This window comes from Agrococcus pavilionensis RW1, assembly GCF_000400485.1.
GTDB classification, from domain to species: Bacteria; Actinomycetota; Actinomycetes; order Actinomycetales; family Microbacteriaceae; genus Agrococcus; species Agrococcus pavilionensis.
This window is the reverse complement of record NZ_ASHR01000041.1, coordinates 1-16931: the sequence shown is the minus strand read 5'-3', so window position 1 is coordinate 16931 and position 16931 is coordinate 1. Positions and strand designations below refer to the sequence as shown.

Annotated in this window: 12 protein-coding genes; 6 read left to right on the top strand and 6 right to left on the bottom strand. The window is 72.4% G+C overall.

Annotated elements, in window-relative coordinates; all coding sequences use genetic code 11:
* Positions 1 to 149: 149 nt before the first annotated feature.
* Both L332_RS28150 and L332_RS30625 read right to left on the bottom strand, forming a co-directional pair.
* Complete coding sequence (locus L332_RS28150) at positions 150 to 1022, bottom strand: hypothetical protein (RefSeq protein ID WP_021065139.1); 873 nt, start codon at positions 1020 to 1022, stop codon at positions 150 to 152.
* A gap of 47 nt (positions 1023 to 1069) precedes the next feature.
* Positions 1070 to 1717 carry a TetR/AcrR family transcriptional regulator gene (locus tag L332_RS30625; protein ID WP_021011697.1) on the bottom strand — a complete coding sequence of 216 codons (648 nt, stop codon included), beginning with the start codon at positions 1715 to 1717 and terminating at the stop codon, positions 1070 to 1072.
* A gap of 76 nt (positions 1718 to 1793) precedes the next feature.
* Between L332_RS30625 and L332_RS28140 the strand changes: the two genes are divergently transcribed.
* On the top strand, positions 1794 to 3152 hold the full coding sequence (locus L332_RS28140; protein ID WP_021011696.1) for an MFS transporter: 1359 nt from the start codon (positions 1794 to 1796) through the stop codon (positions 3150 to 3152).
* 26 nt (positions 3153 to 3178) lie between these two features.
* Complete coding sequence (locus L332_RS28135; protein WP_021011695.1) at positions 3179 to 3796, top strand: IMPACT family protein; 618 nt, start codon at positions 3179 to 3181, stop codon at positions 3794 to 3796.
* A gap of 7 nt (positions 3797 to 3803) precedes the next feature.
* Here L332_RS28135 and L332_RS29945 read toward each other — a convergent pair whose 3' ends face one another.
* Complete coding sequence (locus L332_RS29945; RefSeq protein WP_268743642.1) at positions 3804 to 4454, bottom strand: fructosamine kinase family protein; 651 nt, start codon at positions 4452 to 4454, stop codon at positions 3804 to 3806.
* Between the two features lie 185 nt (positions 4455 to 4639).
* On the opposite strand from L332_RS29945, the gene L332_RS28125 reads away from it, so the two are divergent.
* The 3 genes from L332_RS28125 to L332_RS28115 all read left to right on the top strand — a co-directional run bounded on the left by L332_RS28125 (position 4640) and on the right by L332_RS28115 (position 7736).
* On the top strand, positions 4640 to 4828 hold the full coding sequence (locus L332_RS28125) for a hypothetical protein (protein ID WP_021011694.1): 189 nt from the start codon (positions 4640 to 4642) through the stop codon (positions 4826 to 4828).
* Between the two features lie 104 nt (positions 4829 to 4932).
* Positions 4933 to 7506 carry a valine--tRNA ligase gene (gene valS, locus L332_RS28120; protein ID WP_021011693.1) on the top strand — a complete coding sequence of 858 codons (2574 nt, stop codon included), beginning with the start codon at positions 4933 to 4935 and terminating at the stop codon, positions 7504 to 7506.
* Positions 7506 to 7736, top strand: a complete 231-nt coding sequence (locus L332_RS28115) for a hypothetical protein (RefSeq protein ID WP_021011692.1) — start codon at positions 7506 to 7508, stop codon at positions 7734 to 7736. Before valS ends, L332_RS28115 begins: the two co-directional genes overlap by 1 nt.
* Positions 7737 to 7926: 190 nt before the next feature.
* Here L332_RS28115 and L332_RS28110 read toward each other — a convergent pair whose 3' ends face one another.
* Positions 7927 to 8532, bottom strand: a complete 606-nt coding sequence (locus tag L332_RS28110; protein WP_021011690.1) for an ArsR/SmtB family transcription factor — start codon at positions 8530 to 8532, stop codon at positions 7927 to 7929.
* 141 nt (positions 8533 to 8673) lie between these two features.
* Positions 8674 to 9465, bottom strand: a complete 792-nt coding sequence (locus L332_RS28105; protein WP_021065135.1) for a methyltransferase domain-containing protein — start codon at positions 9463 to 9465, stop codon at positions 8674 to 8676.
* A 51-nt stretch (positions 9466 to 9516) separates the two neighbouring features.
* On the opposite strand from L332_RS28105, the gene L332_RS28100 reads away from it, so the two are divergent.
* Positions 9517 to 11556, top strand: a complete 2040-nt coding sequence (locus tag L332_RS28100) for a M3 family metallopeptidase (RefSeq protein ID WP_021011688.1) — start codon at positions 9517 to 9519, stop codon at positions 11554 to 11556.
* A 59-nt stretch (positions 11557 to 11615) separates the two neighbouring features.
* On the opposite strand, the gene L332_RS29645 is transcribed toward L332_RS28100, so the two are convergent.
* A partial coding sequence (locus L332_RS29645) for a peroxidase family protein (RefSeq protein ID WP_031224365.1) occupies positions 11616 to 16931 on the bottom strand: 5316 nt, incomplete at its 5' end.

Here is a 16931-nt window from a genome sequence, read left to right as displayed (position 1 = left end):
GCCTGCAGCAGTTTGGCCACCCGGAGTCTCGTGCAGAACGACTGCTTTCCGAGGGATGCGCGACGGCGGTGAAGGTGGCATGGCAGTACGAAGACCCCGTCCGCGCGAAGTCGCCGCGCTCCCCAGGATCGGCAGCAGCTCCCAGCGTGCTAGCCGAGCCGCGCCACCTGCTCATTGAGCAGCAGCGCGACCGCCTCGGCCGGAGCGCGCTCGTGCAGCACCGCGACGACGTGGCGACCGACGACTGCGGCGTCGACGACGAGCGCCGCATCGTCCGACTCGAGCGCGACGGCTGCGCCGTGCGCGACGGGCGGCGCCGCGAACGTGCCCGACTCGGTGACCGCGCCGTCGCACGTGGTCGCGAGCGCCTGCAGCGCCGCGATGCCGTCGGCAGCGGCCGCGGCGCTCGGGTAGCGCAGCACCGCGACGTTGAAGACGCCGCCCCGCTCCACACCCGTCGACAGCGCGACCATCGCGGCCTCGCTCGCAGCGCCGTCGACCGCGCCCGCGGCCGCGGCGCACTCGGCGCTCGCCGTGCGCGCGACGGCCACGTGCGGGATCGCCTCGCCGACCGGCACGGAGCCGGGCGCCGCGAGCTCGGCCCACGTCCCCTCGGTCCACGTCGGCGGGGGCAGCGAGCCGGCGTCCACGAGCAGGTCGACGAGCGCGCGCGGGGCCGCCGGCGGCGTCGGCGAGGGGCTCGGGGCGGCGGATGCGGTGGGTGCGGTCGTCGGGGTCGGCGTCGGCCGGGCGGGCTCAGCGGACGGCGACGGCGCGGGTCCAGCCTCCGGCTCGTCGGGATCCGCGCGCTGCTCCTGCGGCCGTGGCCGCACGCCCGGCGCCTCGCCCCCGTGGCCGCCCACGGCCGGGAGCGCGTCGGGCGGCGCGACGCCGGGCGCGGGGACGTCGGTCTCGAGCCCGGGGTCGGTGGGGCTCGGCATGGCGGGTGCGCCGCAGCCTGCGAGCGCCGCGCTCATGAGCACGGCGGCGGCGACCGTGAGGATCCGATGCCCGCGCCGCATGTCCCCCATGATGAGCCGCGAGCCTGGAAACCTCGGGGCCGGCGCGGTCAGCCTCGCGGATCGTTGTGGATTCGTGATGCCGCGGCGAGCGGCTCGATCGCCGCGCGCACGGCGGCGGAGGCCGCCGGGCGGCCCGGCTCGAGCGCCCAGGCCGCGAGCGCCGCGCATGCCGCGGCGACGATCGCGACCGGCGCGACGGCCGCGGCGGGCGACTCGGGCAGCGCGTCGCGCTCGAGAGCGAGCGCGAGCGCCGCGCGCTCGACGAGCGGCTGCAGCCGCGCGGGAGCGCCGTCGCGCAGCGCCGCCTCGGCGCCCATCGGCCGCGCGTCGCGGAGCGCGACGGGCGGGGTGCGCCCCCACGGCTCCACCGCGGCGACGATCGCCTCCACGAGCGCGTCGAGCGCACCGCGCTCGCGACCAGAGCCGTCCCCCGACGTCGCTTCGAGCGCCTCGCCGGCCCTCGCGATGGCCGCGTCGAGGGCGACCCACAGCGCATCCGCCTTGGATTCGCAGTAGGAGAAGACGGTGCCGCGCGAGACGCCCGCGCGGCGGGCGATGTCGTCGACGCTCACGGCGCCGTAGCCGCGCTCGAGGAAGAGCTCGAGCGCCGCCTCGTGGATCGTCGCCGAGCTCGAGGCTCGGGGCCGACCGGGCCCGCGCCCCTTGCCCCGTCGCTGCGTGCGACCCGCCGCCATGGGAATCTCCTTCCGGCGCTATTGTTGCACCCGGTATGACAATCTGCGCCCACTAGGCGCCCCGCGAGGAGATCCCGTGACCACCACCACCGCGCCCTCGGGCGCCGCTCCCGCACGCTCGAGCAGCTCCGCTCGCGTCGCCACCGCGGCGACGGTCGGCACCGCGCTCGAATCGTACGACTTCTACACCTACTCCTACTTCGCCGCGTTCTTCGCCGGCCCCTTCTTCTTCTCGGCGCTCGGCGACGCAGGCGCGCTCGCCGCCTCGTTCGCGACGATCGGCATCGCCTTCGTCGTGCGGCCACTCGGCGCGATCCTCTTCGGCCACCTCGGCGACCGCATCGGCCGCCGCTCGACGCTGCTCATCACGATCGCGCTCATGGGCGTCGCGACCGGGCTCGTCGGGCTGCTGCCGACCGGCGAGGGCTGGGCGCTGTTCGGCGCGATCGCGCTCGTCGTGCTGCGCATCGCGCAGGGCCTCTCGCTCGGTGGCGAGTGGGGCGGCGCGGTGCTGCTCGCGACCGAGCACGCCGACGCGCGACGCCGCCCGTTCTTCGCGTCACTGCCGCAGCTCGGCTCCCCCATCGGCTCGGTCGCGGCGGGCGGCCTCATGCTCGTGATGTTCTTCGGGCTCGGGCCCGAGGCGATGGCGGCGTGGGGCTGGCGCGTCCCGTTCCTCATCGCCATCCCGCTCATCGCGGTCTCGCTCTACCTGCGCTGGTCGATCGACGAGACGCCGGTCTTCAAGGAGCTCGCCGCGAAGGGGCAGCGCGAGCGCAACCCCGTGTGGGCGGCGATCCGCACGCAGCCGGGCGCGTTCGGCGTCGCGATCCTCGTGGCGCTGCTCGGCATCGGCTCCTACTCGCTCATGAACACCTACACGATGGGCTACGGCGTCACGGCGCTCGGCTTCGACGAGATGCAGCTGCTCGCGGCCGCGACGATCGGCGGCCTGCTGCAGTTCGTCACCGTCCCGGCGTTCGGGTGGCTCGCGACGCGCATCGGCTCGGCGCGCGTCGTCGCGCTCGGCGCGGCCGGCACGCTGCTCATCGCCTTCCCCATCTACTGGCTGCTCGGCAGCGCGACCTTCGCCGTGCTCGTCGCGCTCATGATCGTCGGCGGCATCCTGCCGACCGCGTCGTGGGCGGCGCTCGGCGGCACGATGCAGGAGCTCTTCCGCGGCCGCCACGCCTACTCGGCGCTCTCGGTCGCCTACGCGCTCGCCGCCGTGCTCTCGGGCTTCATCCCCTACCTCACGACCGAGCTCGGCGTGCTCACCGGCGGCGCGTGGTGGCACCCGGGCGTCGTGCTCGCGGCGCTCTCGGCGCTCACGCTCGTCGGCGCGATCATGGCGGGGCGGATGCGTCGGCTCGGCGACGAGGACGCCGACGCCGCGCAAGCCGCCGTCCCCGAGGAGGCGCCCGCGCCGGTGTGACGCGCGGCCCCGGGCAGGATGGTGGGGTGCTGCTGCCGACGATCGCGAGGGGCGCGAGCGCCGAGGTCGAGATCTCGCGCTCGCGCTTCATCGCGACGGCCCACCGCATCGCGAGCCTCGACGAGCTCGCGCCGCTCGTGCGCGACGCCCGCCGGGCGCATCCGGACTCCCGGCACGTGTGCAGCGCCGCGATCGTCGGCGCGCACGGCGAGTCGAGCCGATCGAACGACGACGGCGAGCCAGCGGGCACCGCGGGATCGCCGATCCTCTCCGCGATCGCCGGTCGCGGCCTCACCGACGTCGCGGTGCTCGTCGTGCGCTGGTTCGGCGGCGTGAAGCTCGGCACCGGCGGGCTCGTGCGCGCCTACGGGGGCATCGCTGCCGACGCGCTCGACGTGGCCGGCCGGCTCGAGCGCGTGGCCGCGACCGAGCTCGTCGCGCGGCTGCCGCACGCCGACGCGCCTCGGCTCGAGCACGCGATCCGTGCCGCGGGCCACGAGCCGACGATCGACTACGAGGCGACGGATGCGCGGCTCGCGATCGTCGTCGAGGACGCCCGGCGCGCCGAGGCGGACGCGCTACTCGCGCAGCTCGGCATCGCGGCGGAGGCGACCGGCACGCGCGTGCTCGAGGTGCCGGCGTGAGCCGCGCTCACGCGAGCGAGCGCGCGACCTCGACCAGCTGCCGCGCGTAGCCGCCGCCGAAGAGCAGCGTGTGCACGAGCAGCGGCTGCAGCTGCTGCATCGGGATGCGCTCGCGCCAGCCCTCGGCGAGCGGCGACGCCTCGTCGTAGGCCGCGAGCACGCGCTCGCGGAGCGGCAGGCCGAAGAGCGCGAGCATCGCGAGATCGGTCTCGGCGTGCCCGCCCTGCGCGTGCGGGTCGATGAGCACGGCCCCCGTGTCGACGTCCGACCACAGCACGTTGCCCGTCCAGAGGTCGCCGTGGATGCGCGCGACAGGCCCGACGAGCCGCGGCTGCGGCGCGTCGAAGTCGCCCGCCGCCATGCGGTCGACCGCAGCCTCGACCGCCCGCGCCCGGGACGCATCCAATCGCCCCTCGTCGACGCAGCGCCGCAGCACCGGCCGCACCGCCGTCTCGGCCCACGCCGCGCCCCACGAGTCGGCGACCGGCTCGGGCGCGAGCGGCACGCGCGAGGAACCCCACTCGAGCGGCGGCTCGGCGCCCGCCGGCGGGCAGCAGTGCCACGGCGCGCCGGCGGCGTGCAGCGCGGCGAGGCTGCGGCCGAGCGCCTCGGCGCGCTCGGCCGTCGGGGCCGCCTCCGCGACGCGGGCGACGTGCAGCGCGCCGCCGTCGCGCCGCGCGCGAGCGATGCGCGTGCCGCCCGCTGGCTCCGCCTAGGCGAGCCACGCGAGCCCGGCCGCTTCCATCGCGAGCCGGTGCTCGGCGCCGCCCGGCACGCGCTTCACGACGTCCACCTGGCCACCTTGGCACGGGTCGCTGAGGAGCGCCCGGCTAGCGTGGAGGCATGGCCGCTCCCCGCAAGCCCGCTCCCCGCAAGCCCGCTCCCCTCTGGCTCTACATCGGCGCCGCCGTGCTCTTCGCGGTCGCCGGCGCGCTGCAGAGCGACACCCTCCCGCGCGTGCTCTTCCTCATCGCCGCCGCGCTCTTCGCCGTCACGGCGGTGCTGCAGTGGCGCTTGCGCCGCAGGGCGTGACGCCCCGCGCGTAGACTGGCGCGGACCACAACCAGGCATCATGCCGTCGCCCCGCCCCGGGGCCCGGCGAGACGCGATGCCGCGCACATCGAAAGCGAGACGCCATGAGCGCCATGCCCGCACCCGGGATGCCGGACCGCCCCGCCCTCGAGGGACTCGAGGAGAAGTGGGGCCAGCGCTGGGAGGAGGCGGGCACCTACCGCTTCGACGCGACGGGGCTCGGCCGCGACGCGATCTACTCGATCGACACCCCGCCGCCCACCGCCTCCGGCTCGCTCCACGTCGGCCACGTGTTCTCCTACACGCACACCGACCTCGTCGCCCGCTTCCAGCGCATGCGCGGCAAGCACGTCTTCTACCCGATGGGCTGGGACGACAACGGCCTGCCGACCGAGCGCCGCGTGCAGAACTACTACGGCGTGCGCGTCGACCCGAGCCTCCCCTACGACCCCGACTTCACGCCCCCGCACGAGGGCGGCGAGGGCAAGAGCTCGAAGGCCGCCGACCAGGTGCCCGTCTCGCGCCGCAACTTCATCGAGCTGTGCGAGCGGCTGACGGAGGAGGACGAGGAGAAGTTCGAGCACCTGTGGCGCACGCTCGGCCTCTCGATCGACTGGTCGCAGACCTACCGCACCATTTCCGACGACGCCCGTCGCACCTCGCAGCTCGCCTTCCTGCGCAACTTCGAGCGCGGCGAGGCGTACCAGGCGGATGCGCCGACCCTGTGGGACGTGACGTTCCGCACCGCCGTGGCCCAGGCCGAGCTCGAGGACCGCGACCAGCCCGGGGCGTACCACACGCTGCTCTTCACCTCCGAGGACGGCGACCTGCGGATCGAGACGAGCCGCCCGGAGCTGCTGCCGTCCTGCGTGGCCGTCGTCGCGCATCCGGATGACGAGCGCTATCAGCACCTCTTCGGCACGACGGTCTCGACCCCGGTGTTCGGCGCCCCGGTGCCGTTCGTCGCGCACGAGCTCGCGCAGCGCGACAAGGGCACGGGCGTCGCGATGATCTGCACGTTCGGCGACGTGACCGACGTCACGTGGTGGCGCGAGCTGAACCTGCCGAACCGCTCGGTGATCGGCTTCGACGGCCGCTTCGCAGCCGAGGCGCCCGAGGCGCTCGCGAGCGAGGCCGCGCAGGCCGCCTACGCCGAGCTCGCCGGCAAGACCGTCTTCAGCGCTCGCAAGGCGATCGTCGAGCAGCTGCAGGCCGCGGGCCGCATGATCGGCGACCCGAAGCCCATCCAGCACCCGGTGAAGTTCTACGAGAAGGGCGACAAGCCGCTCGAGATCGTCTCGACCCGCCAGTGGTACATCAAGAACGGCGGCCGCGACGAGGCCCTCCGCGAGCGGCTCATCGCGCACGGGCGCGAGATCGCCTGGCACCCCGAGCACATGCGCACGCGCTACGAGAACTGGGTGCACGGCCTCAACGGCGACTGGCTCATCTCGCGCCAGCGCTTCTTCGGCGTGCCGATCCCCGTCTGGTACGCGCTCGACGAGGAGGGCGAGACCGACTTCGACCGCGTGCTGCTGCCGCGGCCCGAGCAGCTGCCGCTCGACCCGACGAGCGACGTGCCCGACGGCTTCGACGAGTCGCAGCGCGGGGTGCCTGGCGGCTTCGTCGGCGAGGTCGACATCATGGACACGTGGGCGACCTCGTCGCTCACGCCGCAGCTCGCGGGCGGGTGGGCCGACGGCGCGGAGCTGTGGTCGAAGATCACGCCCTTCGACCTGCGCCCGCAGGGCCAGGACATCATCCGCACGTGGCTCTTCTCGACGCTGCTGCGCTCGATGTTCGAGGACGGCCGCGCGCCTTGGCAGCACGCGGCGCTCTCGGGCTGGATCCTCGACCCCGACCGCAAGAAGATGTCGAAGTCGAAGGGCAACGTCGTCACCCCGCTCGGCATGCTCGAGGAGCACGGCTCCGACGGCGTGCGGTACTGGGCCGCGTCGTCTCGGCTCGGCGTCGACGCGACGCTCGACCCGCAGAACCCGAAGATGATCAAGATCGGCCGGCGCCTCGCGATGAAGGTGCTCAACGCCGCGAAGTTCGTGCTCTCGATGGAGGGGCAGCCGGGCGAGATCACCGAGCGGCTCGACCGCGAGATGCTCGCCGAGCTCGCTGTCGTCGTGCGCGGCGCGACGCGCGCGTTCGAGGGCTACGACCACGCGAAGGCGCTCGAGTCGACGGAGGCGTTCTTCTGGACGTTCTGCGACGACTACCTCGAGCTCGTCAAGGAGCGCGCCTACTCGGGCGACGAGCCCGGCCGCGGCTCGGCGATCGCCGCGCTGCGGCTCGCGATCGACGTGCAGATGCGCCTGCTCGCGCCGTTCCTGCCGTTCGCGACCGAGGAGGTCTGGTCGTGGTCGCACGAGGGCTCGATCCACGTCGCGCCGTGGCCCGAGGCCGACGAGCTCGGCGTCGACCACTCCCCGACCGGCATGCTCCAGGCCGTCGGCCAGGCGCTCATCGGCATCCGGCGGGCGAAGACGGATGCGAAGGCGAGCCAGAAGACGCCCGTCGCGTCCGCGGTCATCGGCGTCCCGGCAGCGCTGCGCGAGCACCTCGAGGCCGCGACCGGCGATCTCAGGGCCGTGGGACGCATCCGTGACCTCTCGCTCGTCGAGGCGGCGGAGCTCGCCGTGCGCGAGATCGAGCTCGAGGAGGCGTGATGCGGATCGGCACCCGCTGGGCGGTGGGCGGCGAGGCCCCGCAGTCGGTGCCGGTCGCGATGCGCGCGGCGATCGACGAGGAGGAGCGCACGCTCGCCGAGCTCGGCGCCGACACCGCGTCGTGGCGCTGGACGCTCACGTGGCTCGAGGGCGCCCCGGTCGTCGAGCTCGACGACGGCACGACGATCCGCCTCGACGGCGACGACGTCGTCGTCAGCCGCGAGGGCTGACGCACGAAGGCCCCCGGCAGCTGCCGGGGGCCTTCCTCCCTTGCACAGGAGTGTCCTGGATCGGCTCAGCGCATCGGGCGGGTCAGGATCTGCGCCATCACGAACGAGTCGTTGATGACGGCGATCGGCATGGTCACGGGGTGGTCTTCGCGCTTCGGCATGGTGTCTCCTCGGGTGGTCGGTCTCCCGATCAGTCGATCGGGAAGGCGTTGAACTGGATCTGGATGCGGTGCACGGGATCGCTCCCGTCACCGTGGTCTGCGGCGGCCTCGGCGAGGCGCAGGGCGATGAGGCGCTCGACGTCGCGCGTGAGCCGGTGCAGCTCGCTCGCGCGGAGCGAGACCGAGCGGCTCGAGAGGCGCGACGCGTCGAGGATCGGCTCCTCGTAGCGCTCCTCGCCCGTCGCGACGTAGTGCGCGAGCAGCGCGCTGTCGTGCTGGGTCCACGCGCCGAGCACGGTCGCGGTCGCGGCGCGACCCTCGGGAGCGTCGGCGAGCTCCTTCGTCCACACCTCGACGGGCTCGATCGATCGGCGCCACCAGCGCTCGCGGCCGGTGCCGATCGAGGCGTCCTCGGCGATGAAGCCCTTCGCCTCGAGCTGGCGCAAGTGGTAGCTCGTCGAGCCGGTCGACTCGCCGAGGGTCGCCGCGAGCGACGACGAGGTCTGCGCGCCCTGCGTCGTCAGCACGTGCAGGATGCGCACGCGCAGCGGGTGGGCGAGGGCCTTGAGGGATTCGAGATCGACGGCCGGGGCCTCGCTCGCGCCGCCGGGACCGTCGACGGCGACGTCGAGCATGCCTCCATCCTACCCGTTGCAAAGACCTCTTTGCAACGGGTAGTCAGACACCTCTCGCGCGCAGAGTTCCGGCACTCTGCGTTCTGCGACCCGCGCGCGAGCGGAGTTCCGGCACTCTGCAAGGGGCACGATGAGGGGAGGTCAGTCGCGCGCGAGGATCCAGCCGTGCAGCATCGCCATCCAGCCGTCGTCGTCGGCCGTCCAGGCGCGCCAGGCGTCGGCGATGCGCTCGCGCTCCGCCGCGTCGGCGAGGCCGAAGCGCTCGGTGCCGTCGGCGAACGCCGAGTGCACCGCGCGCTGCGCCCACTGCCCGCCCCAGAACCCGCGACCGCTCGCCGACTCGAAGCACCACGTCTCGACGTCGGTCTCGACGCTCGAGAACCCCGCCTCGCGCGCCCACGCCTTGAGCTTCGCGCCGGCGTCGCCGTCGCCGCCGTTCGCCGCCTGCAGCGAGACGACGAGCTCGCGCCAGCGCGCGAGCTCCGGGGTGAGCGGATGGATCGCGGTCGCCGAGTAGACGACGTCGCGCGCCGCGACCACCCGACCCGCGCGCCGCCAGGCGGCGAGCGCCGCCACCGGCTCGCCGAGGTGCTGCAGCACCTGGTGCGCGTGCACGATGTCGAAGTCCCCGCCCGGCGGCGCGTACGCATCCCCCATCAGGAACTCGACGTTGCCGATGCCCGCCGCCTCGGCCGCGCGCCGCGCGTGCTCGACGACCTCGGCGCTCGCGTCGATGCCGACGACGCGGCCCGCGTCGCCGACGCGGCTGGCGAGGTCGATCGTGATGGAGCCCGGGCCGCAGCCGACGTCGAGGATCCGCATGCCCGGCTCGATGAGCGGCGCGAGGTACGACGCGGAGTTCTCGACGGTGCGCGCGGCGTGCGCGCCGACGACGCTCGCGTGGTGGCCATGCGTGTAGGCAACCGGGGGCATGAGCACACCCTATGGCCAGGCGGGTGTCGCGGCCGCACCTAGTGTGGTGGGATGACCAACCCCTTCCTGACGCCCAGCGCGCTCCCCTACCAGCTGCCGCCGTTCGCCGAGATCCGCGACGAGCACTACGAGGAGGCGCTCGAGGCGGGCTTCGCCGAGCAGCTCGCGGAGGTCCGCGCGATCGTCGAGGACGACGCCGCACCGACCTTCGAGAACACGATGGAGCCGCTCGAGCGCTCGGGCGGGACGCTCTCGCGCGTCGCGCACGTCTTCTTCAGCATGACCTCGACCGACTCGTCGCCGTTCCTCGAGGAGCTCGAGGAGCGCTTCGCGCCGCGCTTCGCCGCGCACGAGGACGCGATCGTGCTCGAGCCGCGCCTCTACGCCCGCGTCGCCGCCTTGCACGAGTCCCCGGATGCGTCGTGGACGGACGAGCAGCGCTACCTCGTCGAGCGGCGCCACACCGAGATGACCGTCGCCGGCGCCGGCCTCGACGACGCCGCCCGCGCCCGCCTCATGGAGCTCAACCAGCAGATCGCGACCCTCACGACGCGCTTCGACAAGCACCTGCAGGCCGACACGAACGACCTCGCGGTCGTCATCGACACCGAGGCCGAGCTCGACGGGCTGAGCGACGGCGAGATCCAGGCCGCCGCGGCCGCCGCCGCCGAGCGCGGGCTCGAGGGCACGTGGCTCATCACGCTGCCGCTCTTCTCGGGCCACCCGTGGCTCGCGTCGCTCACCGACCGCGACGTGCGGCGCCGCGTGATGGAGGCATCGCTCGCCCGTGGCACCCGCGGCAACGAGCACGACAACCGCGCGACGGTCGTCGAGCTCACGGCGCTCCGCGCCGAGCGCGCCGCCCTGCTCGGCTTCGCGACGCACGCCCACGCCATCACCGCCGACGAGACGGCCGGCAGCCCTGACAGCGTCATGGCGATGCTCACCCGGCTCGCGAAGCCCGCCGCCGCGAACGCGCGCGCCGAAGCCGCGGCGCTGCAGGCGCAGATCGACGCAGCGGGCGAGGGCTACGAGCTCACCGCCTGGGACTGGGCCTACTGGACCGAGAAGGAGCGCACCGCGCGCTTCGACGTCGACACCGCGGCGCTCCGCCCCTACTTCGAGGCCGAGCGCGTGCTGCGCGACGGCGTCTTCCACGCCGCGCACCGGGTCTACGGCATCACGTTCGAGGAGCGCGACGACCTCGTGGGCTACCACCCCGACGTGCGCGTCTTCGAGGTGCGCGACGAGGATGGCTCCGAGCTCGGCCTCTACCTGCTCGACCTCTACACGCGCGACTCGAAGCGCGGCGGCGCGTGGATGAACTCGCTCATCCAGCAGAACGCGCTGCTCGGCCACCCGACGGTCGTGATGAACAACCTCAACGTGCCGAAGCCCCCGGCCGGCACGCCGACGCTGCTGACCTTCGACGAGACGGAGACGCTCTTCCACGAGTTCGGGCACGCGCTGCACGGCCTCTTCGCGCACGTCACCTACCCGTCGCTCGGCGGCACGAACGTGTTCCGCGACTTCGTCGAGTTCCCGAGCCAGGTGAACGAGATGTGGATGCTGTGGCCAGGCATCGTCGAGCACTACGCGCGCCACGTCGAGACCGACGAGCCGCTGCCCGCCGACGTCATCGAGCGGCTGCAGGCGTCGGAGTCGTTCAACCAGGGGCACGACACGAGCGAGTACCTCGCCGCGGCGCTCCTCGACCAGGCGTGGCACGCGCGCGTCGCGGGCGACGAGGTCATGGATGTCGCGGCCTTCGAGCAGGACGCGCTCGACCGCGTGGGCCTGCTGAGCGCGACCGTGCCGACCCGCTACTCGACGGGCTACTTCCAGCACGTCTTCTCCGGCGGCTACTCGGCCGGCTACTACTCGTACATCTGGTCGGAGGTCATGGACGCCGACACGGTCGAGTGGTTCAAGCAGCAGCCCTCGATCCGCGAGGCAGGGCAGCGCTTCCGCGAGCGGCTGCTCGGGGTCGGCGGCTCGAAGGATCCGCTCGCCGCGTTCCGCGACTTCCGCGGCCGCGACGCAGACATCGCGCCGCTGCTCGCGCGCCGCGGTCTCGACGCGGCGGAGTAGCGCCGGCACGAGGAAGGGGCGCTGCACCGATCGGTGCAGCGCCCCTCCGCGTCGGGCCGCTACGGTGTCGCTCCGACCACCGGCGCTGCCAGCACCGCCGTCGCCGTCTCGGCCGCCCCGAGGTTGTCGGTGTAGGTCACCGTCACCCGGATGTAGGAGCCGGCATCCGCCGCCGTGGTGGTGTAGGCGTTCGACGTCGAGCCGAGCACCGTCGATCCCGCCGGCACCTCCGGGTCGGTCGACCGCGTCCACGTGTAGGTGAACACGACGTCCTCCACCCCGTCGGCATCCGAGATGGGCGTCGCCAGCAGGAGCCGTCCGACGGGCGGACCAGCCGGAGCTTCGCCGTAGGCGATGCTCAGGCCCGACGGCCCGTCGTTCCGGTTCTCCACCGTGCCCGTCGTGATGGGCGAGGTCGCGGCGTGCCGCAGCCCCGAGCTGTCGGTGAAGTTCACCGTCACCCGGATGAACTGGGCGACAGCCGCGGCGTCCGGGGTGTAGCTGCTCGTGGCGGTGACGCCCGATCCAGCTGCGGGTCCCGTCCGCACCAGCTCCTCCCACTCGCTGACCGTCGCGGGCGTGTCGCCCTCGCCGGCCGACCAGATGAACTCGATGTCGGTGAGCCCGCTCGCGTCGAGCGGCGTGACGCCGTCCGTCGCGACCAGCCGCGCGGTGATGGGCGTGCCCTCCTGCAGGACGTCGGTCTCGAGCGTGACCGCCGCGAGGGGCTCGCACGCGTCCCAGCCGTCGCCGGCCTCGTTGAGCGTGGCGCACCCGTCCGAGAACTGGAGTCGCTCGAAGCCGCGGATGACATCCGTGCCGTCGCTCTCCTCCGCCTCGACGACGTTGGTGTGCTCGACCTGCCAGTACCCGTCGGGCAGCGCCGTCACCGTGTAGTCGGCCATCGCGTTGGAGTACACCGACGTGTCGGACGATGCCGATGCGTTCGGGTCCATCACGATGCGACGCACGATGTCGATGTCGCCCGGGTTGAGCGTGCCCGCGAACACCGCCGCCTGGAGCTGCGCCGCGTTGTCGAAGCGCGCTCCGGTCGTCCTGTCCTCGAGCTGCACCACCAGCTGCGCGTCACCGTCGAGGTAGTCGTTGCCTCCTCGTCCCTCGACGGTGTCGTCGCCGGGGCCGCCGATGATGATCATGCTGACGCCGTCAGCATCGATCGGCGGCGTGTCCCGCATGAACGGCGCCGCGTAGTCGTACGCAGCTCCTGCCGGCCGCAGCAGCGCCTCGAGGCCGTCGACGAGGTCGAGGCTCTCCTGCGTCGCCTTGTGCAGCGGGATCTCGCTCGGGGCGATGTCGTCCGGCCCCACCAGCGGCCCGCGGAGGGTGTCGGAACCGGCACCGCCCGAGAGGGCCTCCATCTGGTCGAAGCGCGACGGGATCGGGTTGTTCGGCTCGAAGGTCCGGCTGAACTGCCAGTCCGACGTGACTCCGGTGGACTGCCCGTAGTAGGTCAGCCAGTCGAAGCCGATGTTGCCGAGGTAGCGATCCGTGCCGACGGCTGCGCCGACGAGGACGTCGTCGCCGCCCTCGCCTTCGACGTCATCGTTGCCGAGACCACCGATGACGACGTCGTTCCCGCCCAGCGTGTCGTTCTGGAACTGGTCGGCGTTGTCGCCCTGGAGGAGGTCGGCGTGGGAGCTGCCCTCGATCCAGTCATGCTGCTCGCCGCCGAAGACGGTCGAGCGGCCGGACGTGCCGCGGAAGATGTCGTCGCCCATCCCGAGGAAGAACGACGACGCGTCGCCGCCGCCGTTGACGACGAAGTCGTCGCCGAGGCCACCGAGCCCGAGGTCGACACCGGGACCGACGTGGATGGCGTCGTTGCCCTGGTCGCCGTGGATGGTGTCATCGCCGAACGAGTCGGTGATGATGTCGTGGCCGGGACCTCCCACGAGCGAGTCGTTGCCCGACCCGCCCTCGATGCGGTCGTCGCCCTCGTAGCCCCACAGCGCGTCGTCGCCCTCGTCACCGATCATGTGATCGTTGTTCGCGGTGCCGTGCATCTCGACGTGCTCGTCGCCCGTCCACCGCCAGCTCCCGTCGCCGCCCTGCAGCAGGCCCGCGGGGAGCGGGTTCGGCAGTGCGTCGAGGTCGATGATCGGGTCCTGCAGCGCGAAGATGTTCGCTGGCAGGTTCGATGCATCGGAGTTGCGCTGGATGAGGTCGGAGAACGAGTTCGCCTCGAGTGCGGCGAACAGCTGCTCGCCCTGGTTGCGGAACAGGTAGTAGAACCGGTCGCCGAACTGCAGCTGCTCGAGCTGCGTCTCGAAGACGTAGTTGAACGTCGAGCCGAGCATCCCGCCGAAGGCGTCGAGCCGCTCCGCGAGGCCGCCGACCCAGAACTCCACCGACTCGAGACCCGTGGTGGTCGAGCCGCCCGCGTCACCCCAGCTGCCCGTGCCGTTCATGAAGTCGAGCCGGTCCGCCGGCGCCGTCACCGGCGTCGGTGCGAGCGACGCCAGGTTGAGCTCCGTCGCGGCGCTGATCGAGTTCGTGTCACCGAGGATGAAGAGCTCGGTCGGCGAGAGCCGCTCGATCTCCGCTCGGATCTCCGGCGTCATCCCGGTCGGCGGCATCAGCAGGATCGGCGCGCCGCTTCGGCCTGCGCCGGGCGCTGCGGTGACCGCATCGGGGAAGTTGTTCCCGGTCGTGACATAGACGCGGTCTGCGCCCGTCGGGAAGAACTGCTGACTGATCTGGATGGCCGTCTCGTACCTGCTGGCCCCGCCCAGTCGCGTGACCGAGCCGGTCGTGTACGACTGGAGCTGCGATGCCACGACGGCGCTCACCGAGGGCGAGCCGCCGAGGATGACGATCTCGGCCGGGTCGAGCCGATCGAGCTCGGCCGCGATGACCGCGGGGATCGACCCCGGGGTCACGAGGAGCATCGGCGAGCCGTCACGAGCGGCGACGGCCGAGCCTGCGAGCGCGTCGGGGAAGTTCTGCCCGTTCGCGACGAAGACGCGGTCGACCGGTCCGGTGAAGCTCCGCGCGATCGCGGCGGACGTGCCGTAGCGATCGGTGCCGGCGATCCGGGTGACCGGGGCGTCGGATGCGGAGAGCGCGTTGAGCGAGATCACCGTGGCGGCGTTCACCGAGTTGGCGTCGCCGAGCACGACGATCCGCTGGGGCGCGAGGCGCAGCAGCTCTGCGTGCGTCTCCGGCGGCAGCGCACCGGCGCCGTCGTTGGGGACGAGCAGGATGGGTGCGCCGAGCGCTCCGGCCGAGAGCGCATCCGGGAAGTTGAAGCCGTTCGTCACATAGACGGTCTCGGCCCCATCCGGGTAGTGCCGCTCGGAGAACAGCGCTGCGGTCTGGAAGCGGCTCGCGCCCGGGAAGCGCGAGATGAACTCGCTGCCGACCGGGGCACCGTTCACGAGCATCGCGGCGGCGGCCCGACGCTCGTCGACGGTGGTCGCCGCGAGGATCGTCGGGTGCGTGCCGTACGCGGCGACGAAGTTCACGAGCGACGCGTTGCTGCCGCCGCGACCGAAGTTGTTGCCGTTCTTGAGACCGAGCCCGAAGTCGACCCAGTCGCTGTACGGCTCGAGCGCCGAGTCGCCGGTCGCCGCGAAGAACGACGCGCGAGCGTCCTGCAGCGGCGGGATGCCGACATCACGACCGCGCAGCAGGTTGATCGTCGCGAGGTCGAGCGGCAGGCCGAGCAGGTTGTTGCGCAGCGTGTCGGTGACGTGCTCGTCGATCTGGCTGCCGACGCGATTCGTCATGCCGTTGACCAGCGATCCTGCCGCCTCGTCTGGCGTCAGGGTCCCGTTCATGTCGTAGAGCTCTGGATTCAGGAAGCCGTCGAGCAGTGACACATCGCTGAGCCCGGTCGCGCCTCCCGCGTCCTCTCGCCCGATCTCCTCCGTCATCATCGAGTGGCCGAACCGGTAGACGACGTTGGCGAACTCCGCCGTGATCGCCGGGTCGATGGCCGGGTTGTAGCTGTTCTCGTTGAAGACGACGGCGTCGATCGTCGGAGAGACCGTGCGGGCGAACTCCTCGAACACGATGTGCTGGTACTGCATCTCGGTCGCGAACTTCGCGGCCTGGAAGAGCCGCTGCTCATACGACCAGTCGTCGTCCTGCGGGCCGGGCAGCGTCTCCTCGGGCTTGTCCGAGGGGTAGTTGTGCTCCTCGCCGCGGAACGCCTTCCTGAACTCCTCGAGGAGCGTGGGGTCGGCCAGCGTCTTGTCGTTGCGCAGCAGCTCCGTGCCAGGGTCGCCGTTGAGGAGCGCCTCGATCTGCTCCACCATGCGGTTGTGCTCGGAGTGGAAGATCGCGTGGACGGCGGTGAGGCCGATGTTCTCGTTGACCCGGCCGTCGCCGGCGACGAAGTGCTCGCCGAGGCGCGCCTCGTCGTAGCCCGTCAGGCTCGGGTCGCTCACTGGAGCGCCGCCCGCGTCGAACAGCGAGATGCCCGGGTCGATGACGTCGCCGTTCTCGTCGAACTGGATCGGCACGAGGTTGCCCGCGGCGTCGAACAGCGGCGTGGCACCGTGCGCGATGTCGTCGAGGAACGCCTGGTTCGTCGAGAGGGCGTTCGTCGTCGACACCGGCGCCGCGGGATCACCCTCGACATAGCCGATGTCGGTGACGTTGGGCCCGGTCGCGACGATGAGCTGCGGCAGCCCGCGAGCCGGCCCCGGCACGAAGTTGCCGTACGGGTCGACGAGCACCTGCGGCACGTCGAGCACGTCGGCGTCGGTGAGGTTGATGCCCAGGATGCTGTTGGCCTGCTGCTTCAGGTCGTTCCACGTGCCCATTCCGCCGGCTTCGCCCTCGAGCAGCTTGCCCGTCGCGTTGCCTCCCGCGCTGTACTCGCGCAGGAAGACCTGGTGCGAGGGATGTGACGCGTAGGTCTGGTTCTGGTCGACGAACGGGCTCGTGAGGTTCGTGTACTCGGTCGTCGAGTTGCCGTCGGAGTCCTCGATGCGGTCTGCGCGCGTCAGCACGAGGAAGTTCGAGTTCGATGCGGGGTCGTAGAGCGGGTCGTCCTCCTCGAGCGGCACGATGAGGGTGCCGCTGTCGCCCTTGTCGACGAGGTCGAGGCCGTGGTCGAAGAACTGCCCGAAGAAGCCCAGGAACGTGTTGAACGGCGCCGACAGTCCTTCGTCGGGCGCCGTGTTCGGGGTGGCGGCCATTTCCGTGCCCGGGATGAGCGTGGCCGTGCCGGCTTCGATCTGGTTGACGATCGCCGGGTTGTTCGTCGTCTGGTCGACGATCAGGTTGCTGATGACGCGCGGCTCGCTGTCGTAGACGAAGCCTTCGGTCTGCGCATAGCAGGTCTGCCCGAGCGGGCCACCCTCCCCGCCGCAGACGGCGTTCTCGCCCGCGCCGTTCGGCGGAGC

What these genes read in the sequence shown, in the direction of transcription:
- L332_RS28150 (WP_021065139.1), bottom strand. Translation starts at nt 1,022, where the DNA reads ATGCGGCGCGGGCATCGGATCCTCACGGTCGCCGCCGCCGTGCTCATG.
- L332_RS30625 (WP_021011697.1), bottom strand. Translation starts at nt 1,717, where the DNA reads ATGGCGGCGGGTCGCACGCAGCGACGGGGCAAGGGGCGCGGGCCCGGT.
- valS (WP_021011693.1), top strand. Translation starts at nt 4,933, where the DNA reads ATGAGCGCCATGCCCGCACCCGGGATGCCGGACCGCCCCGCCCTCGAG.
- L332_RS28125 (WP_021011694.1), top strand. Translation starts at nt 4,640, where the DNA reads ATGGCCGCTCCCCGCAAGCCCGCTCCCCGCAAGCCCGCTCCCCTCTGG.
- L332_RS28100 (WP_021011688.1), top strand. Translation starts at nt 9,517, where the DNA reads ATGACCAACCCCTTCCTGACGCCCAGCGCGCTCCCCTACCAGCTGCCG.
- L332_RS28105 (WP_021065135.1), bottom strand. Translation starts at nt 9,465, where the DNA reads ATGCCCCCGGTTGCCTACACGCATGGCCACCACGCGAGCGTCGTCGGC.
- L332_RS28115 (WP_021011692.1), top strand. Translation starts at nt 7,506, where the DNA reads ATGCGGATCGGCACCCGCTGGGCGGTGGGCGGCGAGGCCCCGCAGTCG.
- L332_RS28110 (WP_021011690.1), bottom strand. Translation starts at nt 8,532, where the DNA reads ATGCTCGACGTCGCCGTCGACGGTCCCGGCGGCGCGAGCGAGGCCCCG.